We start from the raw sequence: 14,381 nt of genomic DNA on the forward strand, positions 1-14,381 counted from the left end.
TCACCAGTTCCGCGCCGAGGCGACCAGCTCGTCACGCAACCGCCCGGCGAGGTGCCGAGCAGCGGCCAAGTCGCCGGCCACCGCGCAGCGAACCTCCAAGTAACACTTCAGCTTTGGCTCGGTTCCCGAGGGTCGCACCACTACCCGGACGGTGGTGTAACCGTCGCCGCCGGTGAAGATCAGCGCGTCGGTGATGTCGGTGACGGTCACGGCGAAACCGGCCAGCCGGGCGGGCGGGGTGTCACGCAGCCGCGTCATCAATGCCTTGGCCTCGCCGGCGTCGGCGACCCGGCGCGGCACCGCCGCAACCTCGTGGACGCCATAGCGCCGGGCGAGCTCGTCGAGCTTGCCGGGCACCGAACGGCCCTGCCGTTTCAGCGCGGCCGCCAGGTCGCACACCAATACGGCGGCGCTGATGCCGTCCTTGTCCCGCACGGCGGCGGGGTCGACGCAATGCCCGATCGCTTCCTCGTAGGCATACACGAGGGTCCCGGGCCGGTCCGCGTCGGCGCGGGCCAGCCACTTGAAGCCGGTGAGCGTCTCCACGTGCACCGCGCCGTGGTCGGCGGCGATCGCCGCCAGCATCCGTGACGACACGACCGTACTGGCGACCATCCTCGCCCCGTCCTGTGGTTGCGACAGGATGTAATCGCCCAGCAGCCAGCCCGTTTCGTCGCCGGACAGCATCCGCCAACCGGTCGCGGCGGGAATGCCGACCGCGCATCGGTCGGCGTCGGGATCCAGTGCGATCGCGACGTCGGCGCCGACGCCCGCGGCCAGAGCCAGCAGCGCATCGGTGGCGCCCGGCTCCTCGGGGTTGGGGAAGGCGACGGTGGGGAAGTCGGGGTCGGGCGCGAACTGCGATGTGACGGTGTGCACGTCGGTGAAGCCGGCCCGGCGAAGCGTTTCGACGGCCACCGCGCCGCCGACGCCGTGCATCGCGGTCAGGGCTATCCGGACCGAGCCCGTCGAGCGGCGAACGGCGGCCGCCCGCTCGATGTAGCGAGCGAGCAGATCGGTGCGAGCGGGCCGGACGGGTTTTCTCGCGATCTGATCGGCCGGCGGGGCGGCGGCCATCGCGGCCTCGATGCGGCGGTCGGTGGGCGAGACGATCTGGATGCCGCCGTCGAGGTACACCTTGTAACCGTTGTCGGTCGCCGGGTTGTGTGAGGCTGTGATTTGTATGCCGGCTGAGGCTCCGGTGCGGCGCACCGCGAACGCGACGACCGGGGTGGGCACCGGATCCGGCAGCAGCACCACCGAAAACCCCTCGGCGGCAAACACTTCCGATGACGCAGTGGCAAAACCCGCGGAGCCGTGGCGGGTGTCGCGCCCGACGATCACCGTGCGAGAGTGCGACCCTGCCGAGTCGAGCACCCGGGCCACCGCCCAGGTGGCGCGCAGGACCACCGCGAGGTTCATCGCGTCCGGGCCGCCGCGTACCGGCCCGCGCAGCCCGGCGGTGCCGAACGTCAGTGGACGGGCAAACCGCGCGGCGATTTCGCCGGGGCTGCAGGCGGCGAGTTCGGCGGCGGTTACCGGATCGGGATCGTGGGCGATCCATTCCTCGGGCGTCACGGGCGTCACGGTTCAGGCGCGCGCAATGCGCTCGATCAGTGAGGCCAGCAGCACGCCCATCCGGGCCGCCGATGCGGCGCCGGCGGCCAGCACCTCGGCGTGGCTGAGCGGCTGACCGGTGATGCCGGCCGCCAGGTTGGTCACCAGCGAGATGCCCAACACCTCGGCGCCCGCGGCGCGGGCGGCAATCGTCTCGTGCACCGTCGACATGCCCACCAGGTCGGCGCCCAGCGTTTGCAGCATCCGGATCTCGGCGGGTGTCTCGTAGTGCGGCCCGGGCAGGCCGGCGTACACGCCGTCGGTCAGCTCCGGATCGCATTGGCGGGCAAGGCTTCTCAGCTGCGGCGAGTACGCATCTGTCAGGTCGACGAACTGTGCCCCCACCAGCGGGGACCGCGCCGTCAGGTTCAGGTGGTCGCTGATCAGCACCGGCTGACCGACCCGCATGTCCGGCCGCAGCCCTCCGGCGGCATTGGTCAGCACGACGGTGTGTGCTCCCGTCGCGCACGCCGTGCGCACCGGGTGGACGACGTGGCGCAGGTCGTGTCCCTCGTAAGCGTGGATGCGGCCGGCCAGCACCAGCACCCGGTGACCACCGACCGGTACGGACAACAGCTGGCCGGTATGCCCGGCGGCCCGTGGCGGCGCGAACCCGGGCACGTCGGCCTGGGGCAGTACGGACGTCGGCTGGCCCAACGCGGCGATGGCCGCAGACCATCCCGACCCGAGAACGACGGCGATGTCATGGCGGCCGATCCCGGTGCGCTGGGCGATGACGTGCGCTGCATGTCGAGCGAGTTCGGGCGGATCGGGCTGCGCGACAGTCACACTGCGCGAGCCTACTCAGCGCGAGCAGACACAGAGTCGCACGCCGGCCGGCCTTGGCATGCGACTCTGTGTCTGCTCGCCAATGAACCGGCGCCCCTCGATGAGATACTGCCAAGATGCCCGCACTCACCGCCGCCGACCGTGTCGAGGCCGCGGTGCGACGCCGTAGCGGCGACTTGGTCGAACTCTCCCACGCCATCCACGCAGAGCCGGAGTTGGCGTTCGCCGAACATCGCAGCTGCGCCAAAGTGCAGACGCTGGCCGCCGAGCGCGGTTTCGCGATCACCGCGGCCGCCGGCGGCTTGGACACGGCGTTTCGGGCGGACTTCGGCCACGGGCCGCTGGTGGCCGGGATCTGCGCCGAATACGATGCGCTTCCCGAGATCGGGCATGCCTGCGGCCACAACATCATCGCGGCATCGGCGGTGGGCGCCGCGCTGGCGCTGGCCGAGGTGGCCGACGACCTGGGCCTGACCGTTGCGCTGCTGGGCACTCCGGCCGAAGAGTCCGGGGGCGGTAAGGCGCTGATGCTGCGGGCCGGGACGTTCGACGACGTCGCGCTGGCAGTGATGGTGCACCCGGGGCCCACGGATATCGCCGGGGCCCGGTCGCTGGCGCTGTCGGAAGTCAGCGTGCAGTACCGCGGCAAGGAATCGCACGCCGCCGTTGCCCCGCATTTGGGAGTCAACGCCGCCGACGCCGCGACCGTCGCGCAGGTGGCCATCGGCCTGCTGCGCCAGCAGCTGGCGCCCGGACAGATGATGCACGGCGTTGTGACCGACGGCGGGCAGGCGGTCAACGTGATTCCCGGGCACGCGACGCTGCGCTACGCGATGCGCGCGCTCGAGTCCGAGTCGCTGCGCGACCTGGAGGGCAAGGTATATGCCTGCTTTGCCGCGGGGGCGCTGGCCGCCGGATGTGAATACGACATCGACACCGCCGCACCCGCATACGCGGAATTGAACCCCGATCCATGGCTCGTCGACGCGTGCCGGGAGGAAATGCGCCGGCTCGGGCGCGACCCGGTGCCCGCCGCCGTCGAGGCAGCACTGCCCATGGGCAGCACCGATATGGGCAATGTGACGCAGGTGCTACCGGGGATCCATCCGGTGATCGGTGTCGAGGCGGGCGGGGCCACGGTTCACCAGCGCGCCTTCGCCGCGGCCGCGGCCGGCCCGAGTGCCGACCGCGCGGTCGTCGACGGCGCAATCATGTTGGCGCGCACGGTTGTTCGCCTCGCCGAGACTCCCGACGAGCGGGACCGGGTGCTGGCTGCGCGGCAGCGCAGGGCGGCGGCCCGATGAGCCTCGTCGACACCGCCGAGTCGTGGCTGGCCGCCCACTACGACGACCTGGTCGCCTGGCGCCGCCACATCCACCGCTACCCCGAGCTGGGCCGCCAGGAGTATGCCACCACCCAGTTTGTCGCCGAGCGGTTGGCCGACGCGGGCCTGAACCCCAAAGTGCTGCCCGGCGGCACCGGACTGACGTGCGATTTCGGTCCGGAACATCAGCCGCGGATAGCGTTGCGCGCCGATATGGATGCGCTGCCGATGGCCGAGCGCACCGGCGCGCCGTACGCCTCGACGATGCCCAATGTCGCGCACGCCTGCGGGCACGACGCGCACACCGCGATCCTGCTGGGTACCGCGGTGGCGTTGGCGTCGGTGCCCGAGTTGCCGGTCGGGGTGCGGCTGATCTTCCAGGCCGCCGAAGAGCTGATGCCCGGCGGTGCCATCGATGCGATCGCGGCCGGGGCGCTTACGGGGGTGTCGCGCATCTTCGCCTTGCACTGCGATCCCCGCCTCGAGGTGGGCAAGGTCGCGGTCCGGCACGGCCCCATCACGTCGGCGGCCGATTCGATAGAGATCACGCTGTATTCGCCGGGCGGGCACACATCGCGTCCACACCTGACCGCCGATCTGGTCTATGGCCTGGGCACGCTGATCACCGGCCTGCCCGGAGTGCTGTCGCGCCGCATCGACCCGCGCAACTGCACCGTGCTGGTGTGGGGTGCGGTCAACGCGGGCGTGGCCGCCAACGCCATCCCACAAACCGGCGTCCTGTCCGGGACCGTCCGCACCGCCAGCCGGCAGACCTGGCTGGACCTCGAGGACATCATCCGCCACGCCGTCGACGCGCTGCTGGCGCCGCTGGTGATCGAGCACACCTTGCAGTACCACCGCGGGGTGCCGCCGGTGGTCAACGAGGACGTCTCGACCCGCATCCTGACCCACGCCATCGAAGCCGTCGGCCCCGAAGTCCTGGCCGATACCCGGCAGTCCGGCGGCGGCGAGGACTTCTCCTGGTATCTCGAGGAGGTTCCCGGGGCCATGGCGCGGCTGGGCGTGTGGTCGGGCGACGGGCCGCAATTGGATCTGCATCAGCCGACATTCGACCTCGACGAGCGAGCCCTGGCGATCGGGCTGCGGGTGATGGTCAACATCATCGAACAGGCGGCGGCGTTCTGATCCGGTGGCGGGTCGCTTCAGGTTGGGCAGCCGCAACCACGGACATCGTTGTCGGGCGATCGGCTGAGCACGAATAGTTTTGCAAGATCGCCTGGGGCAGTGGACTCTTCATCGCCCGGGCCGGGCACATAATGTACCGACTACCTCGTTGAGCGCCGTCCTGGGACGGTGCCGATCTCGTCACCGCGCTCGGCGCACTCCCGGGCCCGGCACCCACATCCTGCACATTGGTCTCGGGCCGACCCGATGCGTGTTGACTCAATCAAAGATGCCCGTACTTCAGCGACAAGCCAAGGGGCGCAACGGAATCGGCGCTGACAGCCGGGCACGACCAACGCCCCGAACGCCTGGAGGCTGATGGGGCTGACGGGAAAGTCGCAGTTGCGTCCGCCAACTCGGGCCGCGAGATCAGCGCCGTCCTAACCCGGCGGCGGGTCATCGGGTGGGTTCAATCGTGCCGGGATTTCCTTCGGGGCTGCGGGTAGCCGGTCGAAGCGGCGCAGCCGCAGGGAGTTGGTCACCACGCTGACCGAGGAGAGGCCCATCGCCGCGCCCGCCACGACGGGGTTGAGCATGCCCAGCGCGGCGAGCGGTATCGCGGCGGTGTTGTAGCCGAACGCGAAACCGAGGTTCTGGTAGATCGTGCGCAGGGTGCGCCGGGAGAGCTGGATCGCCAGCACGACGCCGTCGAGCCGGCCGGACATCAAGGTGATGTCGGAAGCCTCGATGGCCACGTCGGTGCCCGTGCCGATCGCGATGCCCAGATCGGCCTGCGCCAGCGCGGGAGCGTCGTTGACGCCGTCGCCGACCATGGCGACCACCCGGCCCTCGTCTTGGAGCCGGCGCACCTCGGTGACTTTGTCCTGCGGCAACACCTCGGCCAACACCCGGTCGATGCCCACCTGGGCGGCGATCGCCGCGGCGGTACGGGTGTTGTCGCCGGTGATCATCGCGACCTGCAGTCCCATCGCATGCAGCTGGCGGACCACCTCGGCGGCGTCGTCCTTCACCGTGTCGGCCACCGCCACCACCCCGACGACCCGGTCCCCCCGGCCGACAAACACCGCGGTGCGGCCCTGCTCTTCGAGTTCGGCCGCCGCGGCGGCGAGGCGGTCGGACAGCTGCAAATCGTGCTCGACGACGAGCTTGTGTCGACCGACCAGCACGGGCTTCCCGTCGACATCGGCCCGCACCCCGTGTCCGGCCAGGTTGGCGAATTCGGTCGCGGCCGGAATCGGCAGCGCCCGCTCACGCGCACCGGCGACGATCGCCGCGCCGATGGGGTGTTCGGAACCGGATTCCACGGCTGCGGCAAGCTGCAGCACCAACTCGCGGTGGGCACTCTCGTCGGCCACCACATCGGTGAGCCGCATCTGGGCGCGGGTGAGGGTGCCGGTCTTGTCGAAGACGACGGTGTCGATCTTTTGCGAGGCCTCCAGCACCTCGCCGCCCTTGACCAGGATCCCCAGGTCCGCGCCGCGGCCGGTGCCGACCATGATGGCCGTCGGGGTGGCCAGGCCCAGCGCGCATGGGCAGGCGATGATCAGCACCGCGATCGCGGCGGTCATGCCGGCGACCGGGTTGGCGGCCAGCAGCGTCCAGCCGGCAAAGGTCGCGGCCGCGATACCCACTACGGCCGGTACGAACACCCCCGAGACGCGGTCGGCCAGGCGTTGCACCGGGGCTTTGCCGCCCTGCGCCTGCTCGACCAGGCGCACAATCTGCGCCAGCGCGGTGTCGGCCCCGACCGCGACGGCGCGCACGGTCAGCAACCCATCGACGTTGACCGTCGCCCCGGCGACACGGTCACCCACGCTCTTCTCGACCGGAACCGATTCGCCGGTCAGCATCGACTCGTCGACGGCGGCGCGTCCGTCGACGACGATGCCGTCGACGGGAATCTTCTCCCCGGGTCGTACCCGCACCAGGTCGCCGACTTGCACCTGGTCGACCGGGACGAGCTGCTCCTCGCCGTCGATGAGCAGCCGGGCTTCCTTGGCGCCCATGGCAAGCAGCTTGCTGATCGCCTCCGACGCCTTGCCCCTGGCCCTGGCCTCCAGGTAGCGGCCCAGCACCACGAACGCGATGATCAACGCCGAGGTGTCGAAAAACAGTGGGCCACCGGCGAATAGCTCATAGGTGGAGTAGCCGAACGCAGTCAGCGTGCCCAGTGCGATCAGCGTGTCCATGTTGGCGCTCAACGCCCGGGCCTGCGCAACGGCCTCCTGGAGAATCGACCAGCCGGCCACGAATTGCACCGGCACCGTGACGGCAAACGCCAACCACCCCGCCCACGGGGCCGCCATCATCGTCAACCCGGCCGACAGCAACCCAAACGGCCAGGCCAGCCAGACCCGGCGCAACCACGTCCGCCGTTCGGCCGCGGGATCCGCGCCCGGCGAGGCATGGCACGAGGCGACCTGCACCTCGCCGCATCCGCCGTGATCCGCGGGGACGTCGCGCGGGCGGCCCAGCAGCCGGCCGATGATCGTGCGTATCACACCACCGTTGCGCTCAGCAGCCGAATGCGGAGCCCGCACGGGCACCAAATCTGCCGGAATATGTTGGGCGTCAACGATTGCCGACAGCACCGCCGCGGTATCGCAGTCTTCGGCCGCGTACCAGATCACCACCGACGCGGTTCGCGGATATGCCTGAACGGCCCGGACGCCGGCCACCGTGGCGACGGTCTCTTCGGTCGCGACGGCTCGAATCTCGTCGAAACCGGAGCCGCCGACGTGAACCCGCATCCGCCCCGACGCATTGGATACGACGGTCAGCTCGACATCGGCGTCGGGGCGCAGCTCAGCGATCGTGGTCATGGCATCCGCCTGCTACCTGTGACAGTGAAACATCTTCTCCGATACGCTCTTTCGCCTCCGCAATCACATCGGCCAGCGTCAGTCGAGCCTGCTCGGAGCCCTGCTGGGCTTTGCGTTCTGCGGTGCGCAGACCACGCAGTCCCCACGCCGTGGTGGCGACCGTCGCCTCCCGCAGCGGCACCTTCACCGCCGTCTTACGCAGCACCTCATAAGCCGCCGCTCCTACCACGCCGGTCACCAACGTGGGTACGGATTTCGCCAAGAGCCCATGCCATGAAACCATTTTGAACGAACCTTTCCTATCGTGCGTGCCAGCTTGCAAAGCTACACTACCCCGGTAGGGTACTGGCATGGCAGTCGGCTTCTTTCACGGCAAGTCCACAGAATGCAACCGCGGCGATTTCACTTGTGGTCCGGACGAATCCGGTCACGCGACTCAGCCGCTGCCGGCCACGCCGCGCAAGGCGTTCCCGGCGCCGCGATGTCTGCCGCCGTGCTGAACGACTCGGCACTGCGCTGGGCGGTCGCGATGATCTTCGGCGTCAGCATCGTAGCGGAGGTCTACCTCTTCGGCACCCGGGATCTTCGCTGGACCCGCGCAGTTGACCACCTGCTGCACCTGTCGATGTCGGCGGCCATGATCGCCATGGCCTGGCGGATCCGTCCAGCCTCCCACAGCCTGGTGCCGATTGTCTTCTTTCTCCTGGCGGCTGGCTGGTTCGTACTCGTGGCGGGCGGGCGACGCTGCGCCCTCGGCGACCGAATAGCCAACTGCTACAACGCCACGATGATGATCGCCATGGCATGGATGTACACGCTGATAAACGGCAGCCCGGCGGGCCACAGCGATCATTCACCAGACCACATGCTGGCGGGTTCGGCGCCGACACATATCGCCGGAGGGTCGATGCCCGCGGCGCAGATGCCGCAGACCGGAGCGTGGATCGCGACGGCGAACTGGATCGTGACCCTGGGGTTCGCGGTCGCCGCCATGCTCTGGCTATGGCGTTACTTCGGCGCGCGGCGAGCCGGCCGGTCGGCTGGCGCCGGCCCTCTTACCGAGTTGGGACTGCTGTCCCAGGCCTTCGCCGCTGTCGGCACAGCCCTGATGTTCGGCGTCATGCGGTAACCGATACCAGCGGCCGGTCGCGATGCCTGCCGCGATGCCGATCGCGGCGGGGCCAGCCCACCCGGCACGGGTCAGGTCATCGTCCCCGGACCGATATTGCGGGCCGGACGGGTGCGCAGGTCATGCACATAATCGGCCGGAGCGCCGGCGATTTCGGCGGCGTCGGCCATCACCCCCAGATACCGTGCCGACGGCAGCCCACCTTCCCAGGCGTCGAGCACGTACAGCCACGCCAGGACCGGGTCGGTGGTGGTGTCCGACGACAACCGCTCCACGCGGCATCGGATCTTCTTGTGGACGCCGAACTCGGAGCCCTCCCAGCGATCCAGGTTCTTCTCGTCGGCGGGCGTCATGTCGTAGAGCACGACGAACACCCTGGAATCCGGGTCCTCGACGACGGTGGCCAATGCCCCGTCCCAGCCGAGGTCCTCACCGCCGAAGGTCAGCCGCCAGCCGTTCAGCCAGCCGGTTCCGGCCATCGGTGAGTGGGGTGCTCGCTTGAGCATCTGCTCGGGATCCATGTTCGACCCGTAGGCGGCGTAGAGCGGCACGGGAGAAAGCTTAAACGTCGGCTGTATGGATGGCGGCTACTCGAGGGTCCGAGGCGGGTGTGATGCAGCCCTCACCCGGTGCTGCGGCGCGCCGGGCCGCGGTAGCGCCCGCGCCGCGCTGCGGCCTGCTCGTGAAGTGCCGGGTGACCGGGCTAGGTTAGGCCTGTGGTGACTCGTATCGTGATCATCGGCGGCGGCCCGGCCGGCTACGAGGCCGCTATCGTCGCAGCCACCGCGCACCCCGAATCAGTCCAAGTCACCGTCATCGATTCCGACGGCATCGGTGGGGCCGCCGTGCTGGACGACTGTGTGCCGTCCAAGACATTCATCGCATCCACCGGCCTGCGCACCGAGCTGCGCCGAGCGCAGCGCCTGGGCTTCGACATCGACATCGACGACGCGAAAATCTCGCTGCCGCAGATCCATGCCCGGGTCAAGGCACTGGCCGCCGAGCAGTCGGCCGACATCACCGCCCAACTGCTGGGCATGGGCGTGCGCGTGATCGCCGGCCGGGCCGAACTGATCGACCCCACCCCGGGCCTGGCCCGCCATCGGGTCAAGGCGACCCATTCCGATTCGGGGCCGGACGGCCCCGTCAGCAGCGAGCACGACGCCGACGTGGTGCTGATCGCCACCGGGGCCAGCCCGCGGGAACTGCCCTCGGCCCGGCCGGACGGTGAACGCATCTTGACCTGGCGTCAGCTCTACGACCTGGAGGCGCTGCCGCAGCACCTGATCGTGGTGGGCTCGGGAGTCACCGGCGCGGAGTTCGTCCACGCCTACACCGAGTTCGGTGTGCAGGTCACCGTGGTGGCCAGCCGGGACCGGGTGCTGCCGTACGAGGACGCCGACGCGGCGCTGGTCCTGGAGGAGTCGTTCGCCGAACGCGGAGTCCGGCTGGTCAAGAACGCCCGGGCCGAATCGGTGACCCGTACCGACACCGGCGTATTGGTCACCATGACCGACGGCCGCACCGTCGACGGCAGCCACGCCCTGATGACCATCGGGTCGGTGCCCAACACCGGCGGCCTGGGCCTGGAACGGGTCGGCATCGAACTGGGGCCCGGCAATTACCTGACCGTGGACCGGGTGTCGCGGACGTCGGTGCCCGGCATCTATGCCGCCGGCGACTGCACCGGCCTGCTGCCGCTGGCCTCGGTCGCCGCCATGCAGGGCCGGATCGCGATGTATCACGCGCTGGGCGAAGGCGTCAGCCCGATTCGGTTGCGTACGGTGGCGGCGACGGTGTTCACCAGGCCCGAGATCGCCGCGGTTGGCGTGCCGCAGTCGGCGATCGATGACGGGTCGGTGACCGCGCGGACCATCATGCTGCCGTTGCGGACCAACGCCCGGGCGAAGATGTCGGGTTTGCGGCAAGGCTTCGTGAAGATCTTCTGCCGGCGCACCACCGGCGTGGTGATCGGCGGCGTGGTGGTGGCACCGATCGCCTCGGAGCTGATCCTGCCGATCGCGGTGGCCGTGCAGAACCGCATCACGGTCAACGAGCTGGCGCAGACGCTGGCCGTGTACCCGTCGTTGTCGGGCTCGATCACCGAGGCCGCTCGCCGCCTGATGGCCCACGACGATCTCGACTGAAGGCCAGCCCCGCGACGCCCCAGGAACTAGCCTTGTGGAGCAACGCTACCGACCAGTAATCGACAGGAGTCCCTTTCCGTGAGCAACCCAATCAGCGAACCGCAGAGCGAGCAGCCCGCTGGGACGCTGGGACCGCAGCAACGCGCGTCGGCCTGGGAGCGGCTCGGTGCCGAGCAATTCGACGTGGTCGTCATCGGCGGCGGCGTCGTGGGTTCCGGTTGCGCGCTGGATGCTGCCACCCGCGGTCTCAAGGTGGCCTTGGTGGAGGCCCGTGACTTGGCCTCCGGCACGTCGAGCCGATCGTCGAAGATGTTCCACGGCGGACTGCGTTACCTCGAGCAGTTGGAATTCGGCCTGGTGCGCGAGGCGCTCTTCGAGCGTGAGCTGTCGCTGACCCGGTTGGCGCCGCACCTGGTCAAGCCGCTGCCGTTCCTGTTTCCGCTGACCAAACGGTGGTGGGAACGTCCCTACATCGCCGCGGGAATCTTCCTCTACGACCGGCTGGGCGGCGCCAAATCGGTTCCGGCGCAAAAGCATCTGACCCGGGCCGGGGCACTGCGGTTGTGCCCGGGGTTGAAGCGGACCTCCCTGATCGGCGGTATCCGCTACTACGACACCGTCGTCGATGATGCCCGCCACACCATGACGGTCGCGCGCACCGCGGCCCAGTACGGCGCAGTCGTGCGCTGCTCCACTCAGGTGGTGGCGCTGCTGCGCGAGGGCGACCGGGTGACCGGCGTGCGGGTTCGCGACTCCGAGGACGGTTCGATCAAGGAGGTCCGCGGCCACGTCGTGGTCAACGCCACCGGGGTCTGGACCGACGAGATCCAGGCGTTGTCCAAGCAGCGCGGACGTTTTCAGGTGCGCGCGTCCAAGGGTGTGCACGTGGTGGTCCCGCGGGACCGGATTGTCAGCGACGTGGCGATGATCCTGCGCACCGAGAAGTCGGTCATGTTCATCATCCCGTGGGGCAGCCACTGGATCATCGGGACCACCGACACCGACTGGAATCTTGACCTGGCCCATCCGGCGGCCACCAAGGTCGACATCGATTACATCCTGGGCACCGTCAACACCGTGCTGGCCACCCCGTTGACGCACGCCGACATCGACGGCGTGTACGCCGGGCTGCGTCCACTGCTTGCCGGGGAAAGCGAGGAAACCTCGAAGCTGTCCCGGGAGCACGCCGTGGCAGTGCCGGCAGCGGGACTGGTAGCCATTGCCGGCGGCAAGTACACCACCTACCGGGTGATGGCCGCCGACGCGATCGACACTGCCGTGCAGTTCATTCCGGCCCGGGTCGCGCCGTCGATCACCCAGAAGGTGAGCCTGCTCGGAGCCGACGGCTACTTCGCGCTGGTCAACCAGGTCGAACACGTCGGCGCGATGCACGGTCTGCACCCGTACCGGGTGCGTCATCTGCTGGATCGCTACGGTTCGCTGATCAACGAGGTGCTGGCGTTGGCGGCCGACGACCCCGGCCTGCTCAGCCCGATCAAAGAGGCGCCCGGCTACCTGCGAGTCGAAGCCCTCTACGCCGTCACCGCCGAGGCGGCCCTGCATCTCGAGGACGTGCTGGCCCGGCGGATGCGGATCTCCATCGAATATCCGCACCGCGGTGTGGACTGCGCCCGGGAGGTGGCCGACATCATCGCACCGGTACTGGGCTGGTCCGCCGCGGACATCGAGCGTGAGGTCGCCAACTACAAGGCCCGAGTGGAAGCCGAGGTGCTCTCGCAAGCGCAGCCCGACGACGTGTCGGCGGACATGTTGCGGGCCAGCGCACCCGAAGCGCGGGCCGAGATCCTCGAACCGGTGCCACTCAATTGAGAGTGCACATCCCTGGCCGCCGTAATCGGCGGCAGCCCGGCCGGTGCCGTGGGCTGGGACCTGGTGCAGCGCCGGCACACCATCCTGCGTAACTATCCGATTATCGGCCATCTACGGTTCCTTCTCGAAGCCGTGGGGCCCGAGCTGCGCCAGTACATCGTCACCGACAACAACGCGGAGCGGCCCTTCAGCCGTGACCAACGGCGCTGGGTCTACACGTCGTCGACATTGAGCAACCGGTATTTCGGGTTCGGCAGCGACAACGATCTGGAACGCGCCTACAACTACCCGATCATCAAGCACGCGACGTTCCCGGTGTCGGCCCCCGACGGCGACCTGGGTCACCCCGATGCGGCGGTGCCGCTGCCGGCGCGGCCAAGGTGTTCGGCGGCGCGCGGGGCCGGGCCAAGGCATTCCGGCCCTCGTCGTTGGTCAACGTCTCCGGGATGAGCTTCGGGTCACTGGGCGGCGCGGCCATCACCGCGCTGAACAAAGGTGCGGCCATAGCCGGTGCCCTGCAGACCACCGGGGAGGGCGGGATATCGCCGTACCACCTCAACGGCGGCGACCTGGTCTGGCAGATCGGCACCGGGTACTTCGGCTGCCGCAACGACGACGGCACCTTCAGCCTGCCTCGGTTGATCGACCCGGTGGCCGCCACGCCGTCGATCCGGGCCTCGAAATCAAGTTCAGTCAGGGCGCCAAGCCGGGTCTGGGCGGCAGGCTCCCCGGCGGCAAGGTGACTCCGGAAATCGCGGCTATCCGCGGCATTCCGGCCGGGGTGGACTGCCGCAGTCCCGCCGGGCATTCCGCATTCCACGACGTCGACGGGCTGCTCGAGCTCGTCCAGGCCATCGCCGCGCGGACCGGTCTTCCGGTGGGCATCAAGTCGGCGGTCGGCGACGGGGCGTTCTGGCCGCAACTGGCCGCGCGCATGGCCCATACCGGACGCGGTGTCGACTTCGTGACCGTCGACGGCGGGGAGGGCGGCACCGGCGCGGCGCCGCTGGTGTTCAGCGACCACGTGGCGCGCCCTTCAAGTGGGCATTTCCCAGGGTCTACCGGGCTTTTGCCGAAGCGGGCCTGCACCACGACGTGGTGTTCATCGGTTCGGGCAAGCCATGGGTTGCGACATGGTCAACGTCGGCCGGACTGCGATGTTCGCCATCGGGTGTATCCAGGCCCAGCGCTGCCACACCGGCCGCTGCCCATCCGGGGCGGCCACCCAGTCGGCATGGCTGCAGCATGGCCTCGATCCGGCGTTGAAGTCGGTGCGCTGCGCCAACTATCTGGACCACCCTGCGCTTCGAGCTGCTCTACCTGGCCCGCGCCTGCGGCCACGTGCACCCCGCCTTGGTGCCCCTGGATGCCATCGAACTGCTCGACGTCGACCTGCAGACCATGCAGGTCGACGAGTTGTTCGACTACAAGCCCGACTGGGGGCTGCTCGGGCCGGCCGACGTCGAAGCGATCACGGAGCTCATGACCGGCTGACGGCGGCTGCACTGCGTCACCGCGATCGACGGCAGCGTGGCCCGTTCTCGAACTTTCCCGCGCTGTCGACGATCTCGGCGCAC

At 69.3% G+C, this 14,381-nt stretch carries 10 protein-coding genes and 1 pseudogene; 6 read left to right on the top strand and 5 right to left on the bottom strand.

What is annotated here, in order from left to right:
• Together EET10_RS06095 and EET10_RS06100 are read right to left on the bottom strand one after the other, a co-directional pair.
• The gene (locus EET10_RS06095) at window positions 1-1,578 is read right to left on the bottom strand and encodes a phospho-sugar mutase (RefSeq protein WP_036398164.1); all 1,578 of its coding nucleotides are present in this window, start codon (window positions 1,576-1,578) and stop codon (window positions 1-3) included.
• A gap of 12 nt (window positions 1,579-1,590) precedes the next feature.
• Entirely contained in the window at window positions 1,591-2,406 is an 816-nt protein-coding gene (locus EET10_RS06100) for a purine-nucleoside phosphorylase (protein WP_122501972.1), read from the bottom strand.
• 116 nt (window positions 2,407-2,522) lie between these two features.
• Between EET10_RS06100 and EET10_RS06105 the strand changes: the two genes are divergently transcribed.
• Together EET10_RS06105 and EET10_RS06110 are read left to right on the top strand one after the other, a co-directional pair.
• The gene (locus EET10_RS06105; RefSeq protein ID WP_099188089.1) at window positions 2,523-3,710 is read left to right on the top strand and encodes an amidohydrolase; all 1,188 of its coding nucleotides are present in this window, start codon (window positions 2,523-2,525) and stop codon (window positions 3,708-3,710) included.
• Complete coding sequence (locus EET10_RS06110; protein ID WP_036398154.1) at window positions 3,707-4,876, top strand: M20 family metallopeptidase; 1,170 nt, start codon at window positions 3,707-3,709, stop codon at window positions 4,874-4,876. The genes EET10_RS06105 and EET10_RS06110 overlap by 4 nt, the downstream gene beginning before the upstream one ends.
• Before the next feature lie 419 nt (window positions 4,877-5,295).
• Here the strand turns inward: EET10_RS06110 and EET10_RS06115 are convergent, their stop codons facing one another.
• Entirely contained in the window at window positions 5,296-7,626 is a 2,331-nt protein-coding gene (locus EET10_RS06115; protein WP_122502752.1) for a copper-translocating P-type ATPase, read from the bottom strand.
• A 55-nt stretch (window positions 7,627-7,681) separates the two neighbouring features.
• Window positions 7,682-7,981, bottom strand: a complete 300-nt coding sequence (locus EET10_RS06120; protein ID WP_036398152.1) for a DUF1490 family protein — start codon at window positions 7,979-7,981, stop codon at window positions 7,682-7,684.
• Window positions 7,982-8,179: 198 nt separating this feature from the next.
• On the opposite strand from EET10_RS06120, the gene EET10_RS06125 reads away from it, so the two are divergent.
• On the top strand, window positions 8,180-8,827 hold the full coding sequence (locus EET10_RS06125) for a DUF5134 domain-containing protein (RefSeq protein WP_167480132.1): 648 nt from the start codon (window positions 8,180-8,182) through the stop codon (window positions 8,825-8,827).
• A 71-nt stretch (window positions 8,828-8,898) separates the two neighbouring features.
• Here EET10_RS06125 and EET10_RS06130 read toward each other — a convergent pair whose 3' ends face one another.
• On the bottom strand, window positions 8,899-9,378 hold the full coding sequence (locus EET10_RS06130; RefSeq protein ID WP_036398150.1) for a gamma-glutamylcyclotransferase family protein: 480 nt from the start codon (window positions 9,376-9,378) through the stop codon (window positions 8,899-8,901).
• Window positions 9,379-9,543: 165 nt separating this feature from the next.
• On the opposite strand from EET10_RS06130, the gene EET10_RS06135 reads away from it, so the two are divergent.
• From EET10_RS06135 to EET10_RS06145, 3 genes and pseudogenes are all read left to right on the top strand, one after another.
• Window positions 9,544-10,974 carry an NAD(P)H-quinone dehydrogenase gene (locus EET10_RS06135; RefSeq protein ID WP_099188091.1) on the top strand — a complete coding sequence of 477 codons (1,431 nt, stop codon included), beginning with the start codon at window positions 9,544-9,546 and terminating at the stop codon, window positions 10,972-10,974.
• A 78-nt stretch (window positions 10,975-11,052) separates the two neighbouring features.
• On the top strand, window positions 11,053-12,804 hold the full coding sequence (locus tag EET10_RS06140; protein ID WP_063466817.1) for a glycerol-3-phosphate dehydrogenase/oxidase: 1,752 nt from the start codon (window positions 11,053-11,055) through the stop codon (window positions 12,802-12,804).
• Window positions 12,805-12,816: 12 nt separating this feature from the next.
• A pseudogene (locus EET10_RS06145) lies at window positions 12,817-14,298 on the top strand (glutamate synthase-related protein).
• Window positions 14,299-14,381 lie beyond the last annotated feature (83 nt).

The sequence above is a fragment of the Mycobacterium pseudokansasii genome (assembly GCF_900566075.1).
GTDB lineage: Bacteria > Actinomycetota > Actinomycetes > Mycobacteriales > Mycobacteriaceae > Mycobacterium > Mycobacterium pseudokansasii.